The sequence below is a fragment of the Pseudomonas sp. NPDC089554 genome, from assembly GCF_050280645.1.
Taxonomy (GTDB): Bacteria; Pseudomonadota; Gammaproteobacteria; order Pseudomonadales; family Pseudomonadaceae; genus Aquipseudomonas.
Genome location: NZ_JBNNVR010000020.1, coordinates 30705 through 50060 on the forward strand (window position 1 = coordinate 30705; position 19356 = coordinate 50060).

Below are 19356 nucleotides of genomic sequence, written 5' to 3' on the forward strand. Positions count from 1 at the left end.
GGCTGCTTGCGCAGCCCCTATTACGAATGAAGGAAGCGCCCGAGCTTGTCGATATCGATATTGCCGCCCGTGATGATCACCCCGACACGCTTGCCTTGCAGCTCATCCTTGAGCTTGCGCACCGCCGCCAGGCCCAGGCAGCCGGTGGGCTCGACCACCATCTTCATGCGCTGAGCGAAGAACTTCATCGCCGCCACCAGCTCGTCGTCGGTTACGGTGACGATGCGGTTCACGCCCTCGAGGATGATCGGAAAGGTGTAGTTGCCCAGGAACTGGGTCTGCGCGCCATCGGCGATGGTCTCGGGGGTGTCGATACGCACGATCGCCCCGCTCTCGAATGAACGCTGGCCATCGTTGCCCGCTTGCGGCTCAACGCCAACCAGCATGCAGTCCGGCGCCAGCGCGCGGGTCGACAACGTGGTGCCTGAAAGCATCCCACCGCCGCCAAGCCCGACGAACAGCGCATCCAGCGCGCCGACCTCTTCGAACAGCTCCTTGGCCGCCGTGCCCTGCCCGCTCAGGATGTCGGGATGGTCGTAGGGCGGGATCAGCGTCATGCCACGCTCTACCGCCAGCGCCCGGCCGATTTCAGCGCGGTCCTCGGTGTAGCGGTCGTACAGGATCACTTCGGCGCCATACCCTCGGGTGGCCGCCACCTTGGCCGCCGGGGCGTCGGTGGGCATCACGATGGCCGCCGGCATGCCCAGTATCGACGCGGCCAGGGCAATGCCCTGGGCATGGTTGCCCGAGGAAAACGCCACCACACCGGCCTTGCGCTGCGCGGCATCGAACTGCGACAGCGCGTTGTAGGCACCACGAAACTTGAACGAGCCGGTGCGCTGGTAGTTCTCGCACTTGAAGAACAGCTCGGCGCCGACTTCGCGGTTGATCGTGCGCGAGGTCAATACCGGGGTGACATTGGCGGCGCCTTCGAGCCGCTGCGATGCCGCGACGACATCCTTGTAGGTAGGCAGTGTGATGGGCATGACGCAGTTCCTCGATTCGATTACCAGGGCCAGCAGACAGCGTGGCCCACCTCTTGAGTGTTTGCCTGCTCGAACAGCATTCGCGCCACGGTCAGGTCTTGCAGCGCCAAGCCGGTCATGTCGAACAGCGTGATGTCGTGGGCCGCGCGCAGGTGCTCACCCTTGCCAGTGAGCACATCGCCAATTTCCGTCACCGGCAATGCCGGCGCCCACTGGCTTTCGCCGACCTGTTGGGCTTGCTGGCGGTCATCGACAAACACCCGTGCCTTGGCCAGCAAGCCTTCCGGGGCTTCGCGCTTGCCTCGGGTGTCGGCCCCGACGCAGTTGAAGTGGGTACCCGGCTGCACCGCGTCGAGGTCGAACAGCACTTGCCGACCGGGCGTTGCGGTGATCACCACGTCGCTGTGGGCCACGGCATCGTTGGCCGAGGTGCCCAGGCCGATGTGACAGCGGCTGGCGAAGCGGGCTTCGAAGGTGGGGTTGGGCTTGCCGTCGGAGCTGAGATAGGTCACCGAGCGCAGGCTGGGCAACACGCGCAAGGCGTAGTCCACCTGGATGCTCGCTTGCACGCCGGTGCCGAATACGGTCAGGCGAGTGCTATCTAACCGGGCCAGCAATTCCAGCCCCAGCGCCCCAGCAGCACCGGTGCGCAAGGTGGTCACGGTGTTGCCGTCGATGACGCACAGGGGGCGGCCAGTGGCGGGGTCGACCAGCATGATCGTGGCCTGGTGCGGCTCGCCGCCCTCGGCGCGGTTGGCAGGCCAGAAGCCGGCGGCCTTGAAGCCGAGTACACCTTGGCTGGCGATGCCGCCGGACTTGATCCCGAAGACCCCGCCGGTGGCCAGCGCTTCACGTACCAGGGGGAATACTTGCCCGGCGCCGTCGCTGTGAAGCTGGAAGGCTTCGCGTACGGCAACGAGGATTCGCTCGGGCTGGATCAGGGCGTTGACGCTGTCGCGGTCCAGCAGGCGGAGGGTTTCCAGCTTGGCCATGGGGGTGCTCCTGGATAGAACATCTATTTCTAGACACAATATCCAGACCAAGACATTCTGTAAACACCCAAAAAGCGCCCCTTAACCCACCTGCGGTGTTTCGTACCACCGCGCATCCGGTGTGGGAAACCGCATGATTCTGCGAAGGTTCGTCGCATTGGCCTCGCTGCTGAGCATCTCCACCAGCAGGAACGCCACCTCCGACGCCGTGCCCGGCCCGCTGGAGGTGATGAAGTTGCCGTCGCGCACCACAGGCCGGTCGACGAACCGCGCACCGGTTTCCAGCAACTGCTGCTTACGCCGCCCACCCACCTGGTGATAGATGGTCGCCTCGCGGTCTTTCAGTACCCCGGCCTGGCCCAGGCACAACGACGACACACAGACGCTGGCAACGATTTTCCCGGCGTCGACGAAATGCCGGATCGCCGCCAGGAAGGGCTCGCTCAAGGCTTCCTCGTAGAAACCGCTGGGCTCGAAGCCACCCGGCAGTGCCAGCGCATCGAACGCATCGAGGTCCAGCTCGGCCAGTTGGTGATTGGGGCGGATCACCAGGCCGAAGGTCGAGGTGATTTGCGCACGCAACCCGGCCATCACCAACTCGATATTTTCATCGCCCACCAGGTCGGCCCAACCGAGGATATCGGTGAACGCCGCCATTTCCATGGGCTCGACACCATTGGCCAACAACATCAGCACCTTTTTCATGCGCGACTCTCAGGTAGCAGGGAAGACAGCGGGATACTTGATGCTGCGCCCCTTCCTGACAACCCGCCGCAGCGCAATTGACTATTCCACCGAATGCAACGGCGCCTCGACGCGCCAGCTGGGTTGCGCCTCGCCCACCACCTCGGCTACCCAGTCGACGAAGGCTCGCACGGTCGGCGAGAGGTGACGGTTCTTCGGGTACAGCACCGACAACGGCACCGCTGGCGAGCGGCAATCGGGCAGCACCTGGCGCAGGTGCCCGCTGGCCAGCTGGTCGCGCACCATGTAGCTGCCGGCGCGGATCAGGCCCAGGCCCTCGACCGCGCAGGCCACATAGGCATCGGTGTCGTTGACGATCAGCCGCTCGCGCATGCGCAGGCAACGGTCCTCGCCATCGACTACGAAGTGCCATTCCAGCGAACGCGCGGTGCGGCTCGACAGGTAGCCGACGGCATGGTGGTCGGCCAGGTCCTCCAGGGTCTTGGGCTCGCCATGCTCGGCCAGGTAGCCGGGCGAGGCGCAGGTTACCCATTCGAAGGCGCCGATGCGCTTGGCCACCAAGGTGGGCGAGTCTTCCGGAGTACCGGCGCGGATCACGCAGTCGATGCCCTCCTGCACCAGCTCCACGGTGCGGTCGTTCATGGTCAGGGTGAGTTCGACATCCGGGAAGCGTGCCTGGAAATCCTTGATGCGCGGCAGCACCACCAGGCGCGCCAGCGACAGCGTCATGTCCACACGCAAGCGCCCACGTGGGGTGCCCGCCGAGCCTGGAAAACCCGACTCCACCGCCTCGATGTCCGCCAGCAGGCGGCGGCAATGGTCGTAGTACAGCGTGCCGTCGGGAGTCAGGCTGATGTGCCGGGTGGTACGGCGCAACAGGCACACGCCCAGGAACGCCTCCAGCTCCTTCACTGCACGGGTCACCCGCGAAGGTGGCAGCGACAGGCTGTCGGCGGCACGGCCAAAACTGTGCATTTCGACGACGCGGGCAAAGATCTGCATCGATTGAAGGCGGTCCACGGCAGCACTCCCGGAATGAAATTTATTGCACTTGAAGCAATAAGCATGAGTGTTATCTAGGCTAAACCAGCCACTACAAACAAAAAACCCTATTTTCCACATCAACCAAACCAACCAATAATTCCAAAAAAGGCAATAAAGTTAGCCAGGTTCAGCTCTAGATACCCCCGCGTGGCGTGCGCAGACTCAAGCTTTCCCACTTCCCCAAGCATGCCACCATGAAACCCTTGATAAAGCCTCAACTGGCAGCCCTGGCGGCTGCGATCGCCGTGATCGGCGTGGGCGCCACCCTGTGGACCGAGAGCACCGAAGTGCACGCCGAGGCCGCTGCCGCGCTGCCCACCGTCAAGTACCAGCTCGCCCAGCAACGCAGCATCGCCGACACCCAGGACTACACCGGCCGCCTGGAGGCCGTGGAGGTCGTCGACGTGCGACCGCGCGTGCCTGGTACCCTGCTGACCGTGCATTTCAAACCGGGCCAGCAGGTGCGCCAGGGCGAGCTGTTGTTCTCCATCGACCCGGCCCCTTACCAAACCCAGGTCAACCAGGCCCAGGCCAACCTGGCCGCAGCCCAGACGCGCAAGCAACTGGCCGAGACCGACCAGGCGCGCGGCCGCCGGCTGGTGGAGGCCAACGCCATTTCACGCCGTGAGTTCGACGCCCTCGACAACGCCTCGCGCGAAACCGCCGCAGCCCTCAAAGGCGCCCAGGCCGCGCTCGAACACGCGCAACTGCAACTGGGCTACACCCAGGTGCGTGCACCGATCGCCGGGCGTATCTCGCGGGCGGAAATCACCGCCGGCAACGTGCTGGGTGCCGGTGGCGACGCAGCGCCGCTGACCCGCATCGTCTCCAACGACAAGCTCTACGCCGCGTTCAACGTGGACGAGCAGAGCTACCTGCGCATCATCGCCCCCTCGCTGCGTGCCGGTAAGCCATCGCAGGTCCGCGTGGGCCTGGCCAACGACAGCGCCTTCCCCTACCCGGCCACCCTCGAGGCGCTGGACAACCGCATGGACGTGCGCTCCGGCACCGTGCGCGTAAGGGCACGCATCGATCAAGCCAGCGCCGAGATGCTGCCCGGCTTGCAGGCCCGCGTGCGTTTGCAGGGCGGTGTGAACTACGACGCGGTGATGGTCGACGATGCCCTGGTCGGTACCGACCAGGACCGCAAGTACCTGCTGATCGTCGACGCCCAGGGCAAGGTGCAGCGGCGCTTCGTCGAGCTGGGCGTACTCCAGGGCAAGGAACGTGTGGTGCGCAGCGGCATCGAGGCCGGCACCAAGGTGATCAATGACGGCGCCTTCCGCGCGCCTCCTGGCACGGCGGTAAACGCCGTGGCCGCCGATAACGCAGGCGCAGGCCAGCCATGAATATCTCCAAGTTCTTCATCGACCGCCCCATCTTCGCCTGCGTGATCTCGGCGCTGATCCTGCTGGCCGGGATCGTCTCGTCGCTGAACATGCCGGTATCCGAATACCCGCAGGTGATCCCGCCGTCGGTGGTGGTGCACGCCCAGTACCCCGGCGCCAACGCCAAGACCATCGCCGAAACCGTGGCCGCGCCCCTGGAGCAGTCGATCAACGGCGTGCAGGACATGCTCTACATGGACTCCAAGGCCGCCGGCGACGGCCACCTGTACCTGACCGTGACCTTCAAGCTGGGCACCGACCCAGACCTGGCCCAGCAGTTGGTACAGACCCGCGTATCCCAGGCCCAGGCGCGCCTGCCCGAGGATGTGCAGCGCCTGGGGGTGACGGCGGTCAAGAGCTCGCCGGTGATCACCATCTCCGTGCACATGGTTTCGCCCAAGGGCACCTACGACAACAACTACGTCAGCAACTACGCCATCCGCCACGTGAAAGACCGCCTGGCGCGGGTGCCTGGCGTGGGCGAGGTGTCGATCTGGGGCCCGGGCGGCTATGCCATGCGTATCTGGCTGAACCCGGCGGCGCTGGCCGAACGCGGGCTGAGCGCCACTGACGTGGCCGACGCCATTCGCCGCCAGAACCTGCAAGCCGCCGTGGGCACCATCGGCAGCGCACCGGCGCCTGCCGGCACGGCGTTCCAGCTCAACGTCAACGCCGACGGGCGCCTGAAGACTCCCGAGGAATTTCGCGACATCGTCATCAAGGCCGATGCCCAGGGCGCCATCACGCGCCTGGGTGACGTCGCCCGGGTGGAACTCGGCGCCGAGGACTACGGCATCCGCGCCACGCTGGACAACGCCCCTGCCGTGGCGGTGACCGCCCAGGAAGCACCGGGCGCCAACTCGCTGGCGATCTCCCGCGAAGTGCACCGGGTGATGGAAGAGCTGGAAAAGGACTTCCCCGAAGACCTCACCTACCGCATCGTCTACGAGCCCAGTCGCGCCGTGCAGTCGGGCATCGACGCGGTGATCGAGACCCTGCTCGAGTCGGTGGCGCTGGTGGTGCTGGTGGTGTTCCTGTTCCTGCAAACCTGGCGCGCGTCGATCATCCCGCTGCTGGCGGTGCCGATTTCCATCGTCGGCACCTTCACCTTCCTGCTGCTGGCGGGCTACTCGATCAACACCCTGTCGCTGTTCGGCCTGGTGGTGGCGATCGGCATCGTGGTCGACGATGCCATCGTGGTGGTGGAGAACGTCGAACGCAACATCGCCCGCGGGCTTACCCCGCGCGAGGCCACCTACCAGGCCATGCGCGAAGTCAGCGGGCCAATCATCGCCATCGCCCTGACGCTGTCGGCGGTGTTCCTGCCGCTGGCGTTCCTCAGCGGCTTGACCGGCGAGTTCTACCAGCAGTTCGCAGTCACCATCGCCATCTCCACGCTGATCTCGGCGGTGAACTCGCTGACCCTGTCGCCTGCGCTGTCCGCCCTGCTGCTCAAGGGGCATGGCGAAGCACCGGATGCCTTCACTCGCGTCACCCAGAAACTGTTCGGGCGCTTCTTCAACCGCTTCAACCGCACCTTCGACCGCGCCAGCGAAAACTATGGCACTGGCATTCAGGGCTTGGTCAAACGCAAGGGCGCCATGCTGCTAGTGTACGCAGGTCTGCTGGGTGCCACCGCCTGGCTGACCGGCCACGTGCCCGGCGGCTTCGTGCCGGCCCAGGACAAGGAATACCTGGTGATGCTGGCCCAGCTGCCCGAAGGCTCCACCCTGGACCGCACCGAGCAGACCATCAACAAGATGAACGCAATGGCCCTCGAGCATCCGGCGGTAATGGGCACCTCGGGCTACAGCGGGCTGTCGATCAACGCCGTGACCAAGAGTTCCAGCACCGCCCTGAGCTTCGTGCTGCTCAAGCCCTTCGGTGAACGCAAGGGCATCAGCGCCGACCAGGTAGCGGCCGACTTGGGCAAGGAGTTCGCCAGCATCGGCAATGCCTTCACCGGTATCTTCCCGCCCCCACCGGTGTTCGGCCTGGGCACCACCGGCGGCTTCAAGCTGATGGTCGAGGACCGCGCCGACCTGGGCTACGAGGCGCTGTACAGCGCCACCCAGGCGTTCATCAAGAAGGCTTCCGAGGCGCCCGAGCTCAGCCCGCTGTTCTCAACCTACACAGTGAACGTGCCGCAACTGAAGATCGACATCGACCGCGCCAAGGCCCAGCAGTTGGGCGTGGACACCTCGGCGGTGTTCGACACCCTGCAAGCCTTCCTCGGTTCGTACTACGTCAACGACTTCAACTTCCTGGGCCGGGTGTACCAGGTACGCATGCAGGCCGATGGTCAGTTCCGCACCAAGGCCGACGATATCGGCCAGCTACATGTGCGCAGCACGTCGGGGCAAATGGTGCCGATCGCGTCGCTGGCCAAGGTCAGCCAGACCTACGGCCCCGACCAGGTGGTGCGCTACAACGGCTTCACTGCCGCCGACGTCAGCGGCAGCCCGGCGCCGGGTTATTCCTCCGGCCAGGCGATGCAGGCCATCGAGCGCATTGCCCGGGAAACCCTGCCCGCCGGCATGGCCTACGAGTACACCGACCTGACCTACCAGCAGATCATCGCCGGCAACAGCGCGGTGTGGATCTTGCCGCTGTGCGTGCTGCTGGTGTTCTTCGTGCTGGCCGCCCAGTACGAAAGCCTGACCTTGCCGCTGGCGATCCTGCTGATCGTGCCCATGAGCCTGTTCTCGGCCTTGCTGGGCGTATGGCTGACCGGGGGCGACAACAACATCTTCACCCAGATCGGCCTGATCGTACTGATTGGCCTGGCGTCGAAGAACGCCATCCTGATCGTCGAGTTCGCCCGGGAGCTGGAGATTGCCGGCATGCCCACCCTCAAGGCCGTTATCGAAGCCTGCCGCCTGCGTTTGCGGCCGATCCTGATGACCTCCATGGCCTTCATCATGGGCGTGATCCCGCTGGTGCTGTCGAGCGGTGCGGGCGCCGAAATGCGCCAGGCCATGGGTATCTCGGTGTTCTTCGGAATGATCGGCGTGACCTTCTTCGGGCTGTTCCTCACCCCCGTGTTCTACGTGCTGGCCAGGGCCTTGGGCAAAGGTCGGCCATTGCATTCGGCGGCGCAGCACCAGCCCCCGGCAACCGTCCCCCATCACCCTGAACACCAGCAGCCGGAGGGCCAGCCATGAGCCATTCGATCCAAACGCCAGCACGCTGCGCCCTGGCCATCGCCATCGCCTTGCTCGCGGCCTGCTCGGTCCCCCCTGACGAACAACGGCCCGACTTGAACGTGCCGACCCACTTCGCAGAAGCCGAGCCGGGTGTCTTCACCCCGCTCAAGCCCGCCGAAACCCCAGGCCAGTGGCGCCCGGCCGAGCCCGCCGACCTACAGGCACCCTCCCCATGGTGGGAGGTGCTTGGCGACCCAGTGCTGATGCGCCTGGAACAAGAGGCGCTGAAGGCCAACCCTGACGTCAGCATCGCCATGGCTCGCCTGCAACAGGCCCGCGCCCTGAGCGCACGCAGCGAAGCGGCGCGGGTGCCATCGGTGGATGCGGGCCTGGGCCCCACCCGCCAGCGCACCTCCGGGGCTGCCGATGGCAATGGCGACGGCGCCCCCGGCACCTCGCAAACCTTGTGGCGCGCCCAGGCCACGGTGGCCTACGAGGTCGACCTGTTCGGCCGCGTGGCGGCGTCGGTGGATGCCGCGCAGGCCGACGCTGCCCAGCAGCAGGCCCTGGCGCACCAGATGCTGTTGCTGGTGCAGGCCGATGTCGCCCGCACCTACTTCAGCCTGCGCCAACTGGAGGGCGAGCGCCAGCTGCTAGGCGAAACCGTGACCCTGCGCGAGGACGCCCAGCGCCTGCTGCAACGCCGTCTCGACGACGGCGACGCGGCCAGCTTCATCGTCGACCAGGCCAGTACCGAACTGTTCTCGGCACGCGCCGAGCAACAGGCCGTCGAGCTGCAATACGCACTCACCGCCCATGCCCTGGCGACCCTGCTCGGCCAGGCGCCTGCCGCCTTCTCGCTGGCGCCTGCGCCGTTGCAAGCGGTGACCGTTCGCCTACCGCCAGGCCTGCCGTCGAGCCTGCTCGAACGGCGCCCGGACGTGGCCGCCGCCGAACGCGCCATGGCTGCCGAGAACGCGCGTATCGGCGTGGCCAAGGCGGCGTTCTTCCCGGCGCTGACCCTGACCGGCAGCCTGGGCTACGAGTCGCAGGAACTGGGCAACCTGGCCCACTGGTCGCAACGCACCTTCCTGCTCGGGCCGCTGGTGGGCACGGCGCTGAACCTGCCGATCTTCGACGGCGGGCGGCGCGATGCCGACCTGACCCGCGCTCGGGCGCTGTACCAGCAACGCGTCGGCGAATATCGCAAGGCCGTGTTGCAGGCTTTTCGCGAGGTCGAGGACGGCCTGGTTTCGCTGCGCACCCTGGACCTGCGCATCACTCACCAGCGCGGCGCCGAGCAGGCGTCCACGCGGGTGGCGGGTGCGGCGCAATCGCGCTTCGACGAAGGCGATGTCGACTACCTGAACGTGGTCGATGCCCAGCGCACGCTGCTGCGCAACCGCCAGGCGCTGATCCAGGCCGAGGGCGAGCGCGCACGTGCCACCGTCGAGCTGGTGCGAGCACTGGGCGGCGGCTGGAGCGACGCCAACCTCGACCAGTCCGGCAACCGCAGTTGACCTGACCGGCGGCCGGGAGCTCGCCCAAGGCCGCCCACCCTTTCCTGAACCTGGAGGCTTTCCCATGCCCGTTTCGGACCTGTTCAAACCCCTGCCCCTGCTGCACGGCCCGGCTATGCGCAACCGCTTCATGCTGGCGCCCTTGACCAACCAGCAAAGCGAACACGACGGTACCGCCTCGGCCTTCGACGTCGACTGGATGGCCCAGGTCGGCCAAGGCGGCTACGGCCTGGTACAGACCTGCGCCAGCCATGTCGAAGCCGGCGGTATCGGTTTCGAGCGCCAGCTGGGCATCTTCTGCGACGAACACCTCGCCGGGCTGACCCAGATGGCCGATGCCGTGCGCGCAGGCGGCGGGTTGTCTGCCGTGCAGTTGCACCACGCCGGGCATCGCGCCAACCCGTTGATCGGCGGTACCCCGTCGCCCGCTTCGAATTTCACCGTGCCAGGTGTACGGGCCCTGAGCACCGAACAGATCGAACGTATCCGCGACAGTTTCATCGCCGGTGCGCTGCGTGCAGAGCGCGCCGGTTTCGATGGCGTGGCCATCCATGGCGCATTCGGCTGGATTCTCTCGGAGTTCATGTCGCCCCATCTCAACGACCGCACCGACCGCTACGGCGGCAGCCTGGAGAACCGGGCACGCCTGACCTTGGAAGTGATCGAAGGCATCCGCCGCGTGTGCGGCCCCAACTTCCAGATCGGCTGGCGCCTGTCGGTGGAGCGCTACGGCCTGCGCCTGGAAGAGCTGCGCGAAGTCACCGCCGATATCCTCGACCGCGAGCTGATCGACTACCTCGACCTGGCCCTGTGGGACAGCGCGCAGATCGTCCAGGACGGCGACTTCAAGGGCCAGCGCATGCTCAACGTGTTCACCGAACTGCCGCGCAAGCGCGTGCGCCTGGGTGCGGCGGGCAAGATCATGGGCGCGCAACGCGCTGCACAATTGCTCGAAGAAGGCTGCGACTTCGTGCTGATCGGCCGCGCCGGCATCCTGCAACGCGACTTCCCGCTGCAAGTACAGGCCAACCCGCTGTACGACAGCCCTGCTACCCCGGTCACCGCCGAGTACCTGCGCGCGGGCGGCCTGAGCGAACGTTTCATCCGCCACATGCGCTGCTGGCAGAGCTTCGTGGTACGGGGAAGCCTGTGACCACGGTCGATGTACGGCACTTCCTGGAATTCGACCTCAACACCCTGGTGACCTTCCTGGTGGTGTACCAGGAGGGCGGCGTTTCGAAGGCGGCCAAGCGCCTGAACGTCACGCAGCCTGCGGTGAGCAACGTGCTCGGCAAGCTGCGCGTGCGCTTCGGCGACCCCTTGTTCGTACCTTGCGGGCGAAGCGTGCGCCCAACGTCGAAGGCTGACATGCTCGCCCAGGAACTGGCACCGGCGCTGTTCATCCTGCAAGTGCTGATTGCCGGGGCCTGCGAAGATGAGGAACGTCCATGAACAAGCTGCAAGCGATGGAAGTGTTCGTACAGGTGGTGGATGCCGGTGGCTTTACCCGGGCTGCCGAAAACATGAAGCTGCCCAAGGCCACGGTGTCGACCCTGGTGCAGGCGCTGGAGGCCTCGCTGTCGGCCAAATTGCTGAACCGCACCACCCGGCATGTCAGCGTGACCACCGAAGGCGCTGCCTACTACCAGCGCTGCCTGCGCATCCTGTCGGCGGTGCGCGACGCCGAGGACGACCTGGCGCACAACCAGCAGAGCCCTGCCGGGCGCCTGCGCGTGGACGCCCCCACCTGGCTTGCCAGCGAAGTGATCGTCCCTGCCCTGCCGGCATTCTTCGCCACCTACCCCGGTATCCAGCTGGAGCTGGGCAGCAGCGACCGCGCGGTGGACCTGGTCGAGGAAGGGGTGGATTGCGCCATCCGCGGCGGGCGCCAGCTGGCTGACTCGCGGCTGGTGGCCAAGCGCGTCGGCAGCATGCGCTACCTGACCTGCGCCTCACCGGCCTACCTCGAACGCCACGGCTGCCCGCAGCATCCCGATGAATTGGCCGGGCATGCCTGCGTCAACTACTTTTCCGCACGCACGGGCAAGGTGTTCGACTGGTACTTCGCCCGCGAAGGCGAGCGTGTGCAGGTGGGGTTGTCCAGCCATATAGCCCTGAACGATAGCTTCGCCTACACGGCGGCGGGGGTGGCGGGCCTTGGCATCGTGCAGATGGCCGAGCACTTGCTGGCGCCGCATCTGCAAGCGGGACGCCTGGTGCCGGTACTAGAGGACTGGCACAACGACCCATTGCCGATCTACCTGGTGTACCCGCAGCACCGGCATTTGCCGGCCAAGCTGCGGGTGTTTCTGGATTGGGCGGCGCAGTTGTTCGGCAATCACCCCAGCTTGAGGTGAGACGATGGGGCTGCCTTGCAGTCCTTCGCGGGCAAGCCCGCTCCTACAGGTATTGCAGCGTTCTTGAGGACTCTGAAGAACTTGTAGGAGCGGGCTTGCCCGCGAAGGGCCGCAAAGCGGCCCCAGCCCAACACCCTGCCACCTGTCAGTGCCGCTGAATACCTTCGGCCTCCAACGCCGCACGCACGCTCTCACGCTGCTCCATACGCGCCATGAACGCCTGAATCGCCGCGAAGCCTGTGATATCCACCCCCACACGCGGCGGCCAGCACAGCACGTTGTACAGGTAGGCATCGGCCACGCTGAACTGGCTGCCCATCAGGTATTCATGGCTGGCCAGGTGCTCATCGACATAGGCGAAGCGAGGTGCCAGGTTGCTCTCGGCATAGCGGGCCTTGGACGCGGCATCGATGAACGGCGAGAACATCGTCGCCATGCCGCGGTGCAGGTCGGTAGCCACGTAGTTCAACCAACCCAATGCCTTGTAACGCTCGCGGCTGCCGAACGCGGGCAGCAAGCCTTGTTCCGGGTGGCTGTCGGCGATCCATTGCAGGATCGCCGCGCCCTCGGTCAGCACATCGCCGTCTTCCAGCTTCAGGGCTGGCACGAAGCCTTTGGGCGTGATCTTGAAGTAATCACCTTCGACTGTGGTCTTGGTGGCGAAATCGACCTTCATCAACTCGAACACCTGGCCCACTTCGCGCAAGGCGATCTGCGAGGCCAAGCCACAGGAACCCGGGGCAAAATACAGTTTCACGTTTCAATCTCCAGTTTCAGAACAACGCATCCAGGTCGGATGCAGCATGCCGTTCACGCAGGCACTCGCCAGGCCCGCCGTTGATGCGGTTGACCACCCTTCCCCGCTTCACTGCCGGGCGCGCGGCAATGGCGTGGTACCAACGCAACAGGTGCGTGTACTGCTCCACTTCCAGGAACTCACCAGCGCCATAGACACCCAGCAGGCTGCCGGGGTACCACGGCCACACGGCCATGTCGGCGATGGTGTAGGTATCGCCCGCGAGGAATTCATGGGAAGCCAGGTGGCTGTCCAGCACATGCAGCTGGCGCTTGGTTTCCATGGCGTAGCGGTCGATGGCGTATTCGATCTTGATCGGCGCGTAGGCGTAGAAATGGCCCAGGCCACCGCCGAGGAACGGCGCCGAGCCCATCTGCCACATCAACCAGTTGAACGTTTCGCTGCGCGCCTGCCCTTCACGAGGCAGGAAGGCACCGAAGCGCTCGGCCAGGTAGATCAGGATCGAGCCGCTCTCGAACACCCGCGTCACCGGGTCGGTGGTGCGGTCCACCAGTGCCGGAATCTTCGCGTTCGGGTTGATGTCGACGAAGCCGCTGGAAAACTGCTCGCCCTTGAAGATGTCCACCAGCCAGGCGTCGTACTCGGCGCCGTTGTGCCCGGCGGCCAGCAGCTCTTCGAGCAGGATGGTGACTTTCTGCCCATTGGGCGTGCCTTGGGAATACAGCTGCAAGGGGTGCTTGCCGACCGGCAGCGCCTGCTCGAAGCGGGCGCCGGATTCGGCGCGGTTGATGCTGGCGAACGTGCCGCCGTGGTCGGTTTTCGGGCGCCACACCTTCGGCGGCTGGTAGCCCGCAGGAAAGTTTTGCTGGGTCGAGTCACTCATGCTTCGCTCCTTGGGATGAGGGGGCGTCAGGTTGAGTGGACTCTAACGAGGGGCTGCCTGCGGATATACGAGGCGCGGGCGAATTGACCGTTCAGGCCCTTGAACAATGGCCTTCAGCGCCTGTTCGAGTCACCACCGCGAGGGCGATCGACACGCATCAAGCCCTGCGCCTTGATGGTGCTCGCCGCGAACTCGATGAACGCCGACACCGCCAGCGGCAGTTGGCGACGGCTGTGATAGACCAGGTGCATGCCCAGCTCCCCGCAGCCGTAGTCCGGCAACACCTCCTGCAACTGCCCCGCCGCCACGTGCGGTGCGCTGAACGCCCTGGGCAACAGGGCAATGCCCATCCCCGCCAACGCTCCGGCGAGTCGCGCCGAGGCGGTATTGGCCTGGAACGACCCGCTCACCTCGACCTGCGCGACATTGCCCTGGGTATCCCCCAGGCGCCAGGTCGTACGCGGGCCGCCGTTCGAGGGCGTGGTGATGCACAGGTGCGTGGCCAGCTCATGCGGCTGCAGCGGCACGCCGTGCGTGGCCAGGTACGCGGGGCTGGCCACCAGGGTCTCGTGGCTGGTGCCGAGCCTGCGCGCATGCAGCCCTGGAGCCAGGCTGCCCGCGCGCAGGGCAACGTCGATGCATTCGCCCAGCAGATCGACACGGGCGTCATTGAGCTCGAATTCAAGGCGCACGCGTGGATGCTTCTGGAGAAACTGCGCCACGGCCTGCGCCGGAAACCAGGCGAAGAAATCGGCCGGCACCGCGACCCGCACGCGACCAGCCACCTCCCCTGACGCGGTGCTCACCTGGCTGGCCGTGCGTTGCAACGCATCGATCTGGTCGGCCGACTCGCTGAAGAAACTGCGTCCCGCGTCGGTCAGCACCAGGCGTCGCGTGGTGCGCTGCATCAAGCGCACGCCCAGCGCCTGCTCCAACGCCTGCAACCGCCGGCTCGCGGTGCTGGGCGGCATGCCCAGGCGCCTGCCGGCTTCAGCGAAGCTGCCGGCGCGCACCACCTGGACGAACAGCGCGATGTCGTTGAGGTCCATGAAAGGTTCCTTGTCGGCAAATGGGAGCGGGTCAACAGCATTCTATTACTAAGATTTTTGGAATAGTGCATCCCACTCAACCATATTTCCGAGCTATTCGCCATTCCCTACAGTGGGCACCAGGACGCAACCGCGCCACAACCGCCAAAACGAAGGAGACCGTCATGTCCGCAGTCGCTCGCAGCACCCTGCCACTTCGCCGCATCGCACATCGCACCTACGGTCGCCGCAGTGGCCCGGTGACCCGTCTGATGAGCCCCGGCGACCTGGGCCAGCACCTGAAGCCATTCGTGTTCCTGGACTTCTTCGATATGCAGGGCCCACCCTTCGCTGGCGCGCTGCACCCTCATTCCGGCATCGCGACGCTGTCGTACCTGATCGACGGGCACATGGACCTGATCGACCCGGACGGCACCACCGTCACCCTGAGCCCTGGCGGTGTGGAGTGGATGCAGGCGGGTCGCGGCATGTGGCATGGCGCCAGTGCGAGCGATGTGCAGAACAACCGGGTGCGTGGCTTCCAGCTCTGGGTCGCGCTGCCGCCCAGCCTTGAGTTGGGCCCATCGATGGGGGCCTTCCAGGCCAGCGCAGACATTGCCAGCAGCGGGCCTGCAAAGGTACTGCTGGGTGAGTACGATGGCGCTCGCAGCGCGTTACCGGCGCCCTCGCCGATGAACTACCTGGCGGTGAAGCTCAAGGCCGGCGAGCACTGGACCTACACGCCGCCACGCGGCCACACGGTGCTGTGGGTTTCCCCTGTCGAAGGTGGCCTGCTCGGCAATGGCGAACTCCTGCAACCGGAAGAACTGATCGCCTTCGAGGCCGGCGATGACGCCGTGCACTTCCGAGCGCTGACCGATACCCAATTCGTGCTGGGCTCGGCCGCGCCCCACGAGCACGACCTGGCGCTGGGCTATTACTCGGTGCACACCTCGCCAAACGCCTTGCTGCTCGGCGAAGCGCACATTCGCGAACTCGGCCAGCGCCTGGTCGAGGAAGGCCGCCTGGACCCTTACGACATTCGTTAACGCACAGGCCTCAATCGGCAGCAGGCACCACCAGCCGATAGCCGACACCAGGCTCGGTGATGATGAAGCGCGGTGCGGTGGGGTCGTCGCCGAGCTTCTGGCGCAGGTGCCCGACCACGATGCGCAAGTAGTGGGTGTCGTCCACATGGGTCGGCCCCCAGATGTCCTTGAGCAGCTGCTGCTGGGTGATCACCCGCCCCGGGTGCCCGGCCAACTGCGCCAGCAGCGCGTATTCCTTGCGGGTCAGGGCCACTTCGGCGCCGTCGAGGGTGACCTTGCGAAAGGCGAAGTCGACCCGCAGCGGCCCGAACCCGGCGCTGGCCACCGGCACCACGTCCGACTGCGGCTTCTGACGCAACAGGGCGCGAATGCGCGCGAGGAACTCCTGGATGCCGAACGGCTTGGTCACGTAGTCGTTGGCCCCGCCGTCGAGGGCATCGACCTTCTGCACTTCGCTGGCGCGCACCGACAGCACCATCACCGGCACCGCGCTCCATTCACGCAGCTCGCGCAGCACTTGCTGGCCGTCCATGTCCGGCAGGCCCAGGTCGAGCACCACCAGGTCCGGCTTGTTCAAGGCGGCCTGGGCCAAGCCCTCGCCGCCGGTGCCAGCCTCGATCACCTTGTAGCCCTGGGACACCAGGCTGATACGCAGGAACTTGCGGATCTGCGGCTCATCGTCGATCACCAGCAGGGTCGCGGCTTGGCTCATGGGGCTTCACTTTCGCTGTCGGGTTGGTGGGGCAAGGGCAAGCATAGGGTGATACAGGTGCCATGGCCATCGATGCCCTCGCCGACCAGGATGCGCCCACCGTGGGCGCCGATCATGCCTTGGCAGATCGCCAGGCCCAGGCCGGTGCCCTGCCCGCCGCGGTCGCCCCGGGCGGCGGTGTAGAACATGTCGAAGATCTTCTCGCGCTCGGCCACCGGAATGCCGGGGCCCTGGTCGCTGACTGCAAAGTACAGCTGCTGCTCCTGCACCGACAATTGCAGTTCCAGGCGGCCGTTGGCCGGCGAGAAGCGCGCAGCGTTTTCCAGCACATTGACCAGCGCCTGCTCGATCAACGCAGCATGCACGTACAGCAGCGGCAGCTCGCCAGGCACCTCGGTGTGCACCTGCAACGGCGCCAGTACCACGCGCAGGCGGTTGAGCGCGCTGCCGACGATATCGGCAGGCGCTACCCAGTCGCGGGCCAGTTTAAGGCCGCCATGGCCCAGGCGGGTCATGTCCAGCAGGTTCTGGATGTAGCGGTCCAGGCGCTCGGCTTCGTTGCGCGTGCCCTCGAGCAGTTCGCGGCGGTCGTCTGGCGGGATCGCATCGCCCAGGGCCAGCAGGCTGTCGATGCTGCCACGCATGGCGGTCAGCGGCGTGCGCAAGTCATGGGAGACCGAGGCGAGCAAGGCGCTGCGCAACTGCTCGGTTTCACCGTGCAGGCGCGCCGCCTCCAACTGCTCGCCCAAGCGCGCCCGCGCCAAGGCCTGGGCCAGGGGCTCGGCCAGGGCGGTCAGCACGCGACGACGCTGTGCACCCAGGGGTGCTTGCGACGTCGGGCGCACACCAAGCAGCGCCAAGGGCTGTTCGTCCACCGCCAGCGGCCACCACCACCAGCGCCCTTCGGGCAAGGTGTCGCTGCCATGACCGGCGGCCAGACCGTGCTGCCAGGCCCAATCGGCAGCGGCTCGTTCGTTGTTGGTGAATGCCTGCGGGCTGCCGCTGGCCACCTGCAAGGTGCCCTGGTTATCGCGCTCGAGCAGGCAGACCTGGATGTCCTGCCAATCGTCCAGGTGCTGGCTCGCCGCGCTGAATACCGCCTGGCGGTCGGTGGCCACCGTCAAGCGGCGCGACAGGTCGAGCAGTTGCCGGGTTTCGCCCTGGGTTTCACGCAGTGCCTGCAATTGGCGACGCTGGCGCGCGGCGAGGTTGCCGGTGAGCGCGGCCATGAGCAGGAAGAACACGAGGGTCAGCACGTCTTCTTCGCGCTGGATGAGCAGCGAGAAGTTCGGTGGGATGAACAAAAAGTCATAGCTCAGGAACGACAGCACGGCGCACGCCAGCGCCGGGCCGAGGCTGCTGCGTACCGCCACCAGCAGCACAGCGGCGAGGAACACCAGGGAGATGTTTGGCAGCGCCAGCACCCCCGACACCGCCCAGGCCAGGCCCGACGCCAGCACGGTTGCCAACAGCGCCAGCAGGTAGTGACGCCAGACCCACACCCGATTGGCCGCAAGACGCGCTGGCGCGGGCTGGGTGTCGCGGTCCAGCACGTTGATTTCCAGCCCTCGGCTGTCGCGCAGCAAACGGGCGGCCACGCCGGCGCCGAAGAAGCGCCGACGCAGGCGGTCGCGCGACTGACCCACCAACACCAGGCTGGCGCGGCGCTCCACGGCATGCAACATGAGCGTGCGCGCCACCTCGCCGGCGCGCAGCACCACCACTTCGCCGCCCAGGCGTTCGGCCAGTTGCTGGGCGGCTTGCAGGCGATGACGCGCGTGTTCGTCGCGCAGCCGGCCATTGTCGACATGCACCAGGCTCCACGGCAAGTGGCGGCGCTGCGCCACTCGGCTGGCATGGCGCACCAGGCGTTCGGCCTGCTCGTCGCCATCCACGCCCACCAACAAACGCCCGCGCAAGGCCGGCGCCTCTTCGCCGCGCTGGCGGTAGCCATGGGCGAGGTCGGCATCGACCTGGGCGGCGGCGGTCTGCATGGCCAGTTCGCGCAGGGCGGTGAGGTTGGTCTGGGAGAAGAACGCGTCGATGGCCGCGCGGGCCTGCTCGGGCACGTACACCTTGCCCTCGCGCAAGCGCTCGAGCAGCTCGCGTGGTGGCAGGTCGATCAGCACCAGCTCGAAGGCTTCCTGCAACACCCAGTCGGGCAGGGTTTCGCGTACCTGCACGCCAGTAATGTCGCGCACCTTGTCGTTGAGGCTTTCCAGGTGCTGGACGTTGACCGTGGTGTACACGTCGATGCCCGCGGCCAGCAGTTCCTGCACATCCTGCCAGCGCTTGGCGTGGCGGCTGCCGGGGGCGTTGGTGTGCGCCAGCTCGTCCACCAGTACCAGGGGCGGTGCGGCCTTGAGCAGGCCGTCGAGGTCCATTTCCTCGAGGGTCACGCCGCGGTATTCGCTGCGCAGCAGGGGTTGTTGCGCCAAGCCGCCCAGCAGCGCCTCGGTTTCGGCGCGACCGTGGGTCTCGACCACCCCGGCCAGCACGCGAATGCCCTGGCGCTGCTGGGCGTGTGCGGCTTGCAGCATGGCGAAGGTCTTGCCCACGCCGGGGGCGGCGCCCAGAAATACTTTAAGCCTGCCGCGACCGTTGCGGGGCAGGCTCGCCAACAGCGCATCGGCGCGGGCGGAGTCACTCATGTTTCATCCTTCGGGTGGGCGGTGGGCTTCGGGTGGGCCTGCTTCGCAGGCCTTCGCGGCGGTTCGGCGTCCCGACAAGCCCGCTCCTACAGGTACAGCGCTGTCCTCTGTAGGAGCGGGCTTGCCCGCGAAGCGGCC

General features: G+C 66.3%; 16 protein-coding genes. 7 read left to right on the top strand and 9 right to left on the bottom strand.

Annotated elements, in window-relative coordinates; translation table 11 throughout:
• Positions 1 to 20 precede the first annotated feature (20 nt).
• The 4 genes from ACQKPE_RS08895 to ACQKPE_RS08910 form a co-directional block, all read right to left on the bottom strand.
• Positions 21 to 986 carry a threo-3-hydroxy-L-aspartate ammonia-lyase gene (locus ACQKPE_RS08895; protein ID WP_427665026.1) on the bottom strand — a complete coding sequence of 322 codons (966 nt, stop codon included), beginning with the start codon at positions 984 to 986 and terminating at the stop codon, positions 21 to 23.
• A gap of 20 nt (positions 987 to 1006) precedes the next feature.
• The gene (locus ACQKPE_RS08900; RefSeq protein ID WP_427665028.1) at positions 1007 to 1978 is read right to left on the bottom strand and encodes an ornithine cyclodeaminase family protein; all 972 of its coding nucleotides are present in this window, start codon (positions 1976 to 1978) and stop codon (positions 1007 to 1009) included.
• 81 nt (positions 1979 to 2059) lie between these two features.
• Positions 2060 to 2683, bottom strand: a complete 624-nt coding sequence (locus ACQKPE_RS08905; RefSeq protein ID WP_427665029.1) for a DJ-1/PfpI family protein — start codon at positions 2681 to 2683, stop codon at positions 2060 to 2062.
• Positions 2684 to 2764: 81 nt separating this feature from the next.
• Complete coding sequence (locus ACQKPE_RS08910; RefSeq protein ID WP_427665031.1) at positions 2765 to 3703, bottom strand: LysR family transcriptional regulator; 939 nt, start codon at positions 3701 to 3703, stop codon at positions 2765 to 2767.
• Positions 3704 to 3921: 218 nt separating this feature from the next.
• Between ACQKPE_RS08910 and ACQKPE_RS08915 the strand changes: the two genes are divergently transcribed.
• The 6 genes from ACQKPE_RS08915 (at position 3922) to ACQKPE_RS08940 (ending at position 12138) form a co-directional block, all read left to right on the top strand.
• Positions 3922 to 5076, top strand: coding sequence for an efflux RND transporter periplasmic adaptor subunit (locus ACQKPE_RS08915; protein WP_427665032.1), 1155 nt, complete (start codon positions 3922 to 3924; stop codon positions 5074 to 5076).
• A complete protein-coding gene (locus tag ACQKPE_RS08920; protein ID WP_427665033.1) occupies positions 5073 to 8279 on the top strand; it encodes an efflux RND transporter permease subunit in 3207 nt (1068 codons plus the stop codon). The genes ACQKPE_RS08915 and ACQKPE_RS08920 overlap by 4 nt, the downstream gene beginning before the upstream one ends.
• Positions 8276 to 9781 carry an efflux transporter outer membrane subunit gene (locus tag ACQKPE_RS08925; protein ID WP_427665035.1) on the top strand — a complete coding sequence of 502 codons (1506 nt, stop codon included), beginning with the start codon at positions 8276 to 8278 and terminating at the stop codon, positions 9779 to 9781. The genes ACQKPE_RS08920 and ACQKPE_RS08925 overlap by 4 nt, the downstream gene beginning before the upstream one ends.
• 64 nt (positions 9782 to 9845) lie before the next feature.
• On the top strand, positions 9846 to 10934 hold the full coding sequence (locus ACQKPE_RS08930; protein WP_427665037.1) for an NADH:flavin oxidoreductase: 1089 nt from the start codon (positions 9846 to 9848) through the stop codon (positions 10932 to 10934).
• Positions 10931 to 11233: a LysR family transcriptional regulator gene (locus ACQKPE_RS08935; RefSeq protein ID WP_427665039.1), complete on the top strand. Its 303-nt coding sequence runs from the start codon at positions 10931 to 10933 to the stop codon at positions 11231 to 11233. The genes ACQKPE_RS08930 and ACQKPE_RS08935 overlap by 4 nt, the downstream gene beginning before the upstream one ends.
• Positions 11230 to 12138, top strand: coding sequence for a LysR family transcriptional regulator (locus ACQKPE_RS08940; protein WP_427665041.1), 909 nt, complete (start codon positions 11230 to 11232; stop codon positions 12136 to 12138). The genes ACQKPE_RS08935 and ACQKPE_RS08940 overlap by 4 nt, the downstream gene beginning before the upstream one ends.
• A 145-nt stretch (positions 12139 to 12283) precedes the next feature.
• Here ACQKPE_RS08940 and gstA read toward each other — a convergent pair whose 3' ends face one another.
• From gstA to ACQKPE_RS08955, 3 genes are all read right to left on the bottom strand, one after another.
• The gene (gstA, locus tag ACQKPE_RS08945) at positions 12284 to 12895 is read right to left on the bottom strand and encodes a glutathione transferase GstA (protein WP_427665042.1); all 612 of its coding nucleotides are present in this window, start codon (positions 12893 to 12895) and stop codon (positions 12284 to 12286) included.
• A gap of 16 nt (positions 12896 to 12911) precedes the next feature.
• Complete coding sequence (yghU, locus tag ACQKPE_RS08950; protein WP_427665044.1) at positions 12912 to 13778, bottom strand: glutathione-dependent disulfide-bond oxidoreductase; 867 nt, start codon at positions 13776 to 13778, stop codon at positions 12912 to 12914.
• Between the two features lie 113 nt (positions 13779 to 13891).
• The gene (locus ACQKPE_RS08955; protein ID WP_427665046.1) at positions 13892 to 14827 is read right to left on the bottom strand and encodes a LysR family transcriptional regulator; all 936 of its coding nucleotides are present in this window, start codon (positions 14825 to 14827) and stop codon (positions 13892 to 13894) included.
• 164 nt (positions 14828 to 14991) lie between these two features.
• On the opposite strand from ACQKPE_RS08955, the gene ACQKPE_RS08960 reads away from it, so the two are divergent.
• Positions 14992 to 15855: a pirin family protein gene (locus ACQKPE_RS08960; protein WP_427665048.1), complete on the top strand. Its 864-nt coding sequence runs from the start codon at positions 14992 to 14994 to the stop codon at positions 15853 to 15855.
• A gap of 10 nt (positions 15856 to 15865) precedes the next feature.
• Here ACQKPE_RS08960 and ACQKPE_RS08965 read toward each other — a convergent pair whose 3' ends face one another.
• Both ACQKPE_RS08965 and ACQKPE_RS08970 read right to left on the bottom strand, forming a co-directional pair.
• The gene (locus tag ACQKPE_RS08965; protein WP_427665049.1) at positions 15866 to 16567 is read right to left on the bottom strand and encodes a response regulator; all 702 of its coding nucleotides are present in this window, start codon (positions 16565 to 16567) and stop codon (positions 15866 to 15868) included.
• Positions 16564 to 19218: a DUF4118 domain-containing protein gene (locus ACQKPE_RS08970; RefSeq protein WP_427665051.1), complete on the bottom strand. Its 2655-nt coding sequence runs from the start codon at positions 19216 to 19218 to the stop codon at positions 16564 to 16566. The genes ACQKPE_RS08965 and ACQKPE_RS08970 overlap by 4 nt, the downstream gene beginning before the upstream one ends.
• Positions 19219 to 19356: the final 138 nt, after the last annotated feature.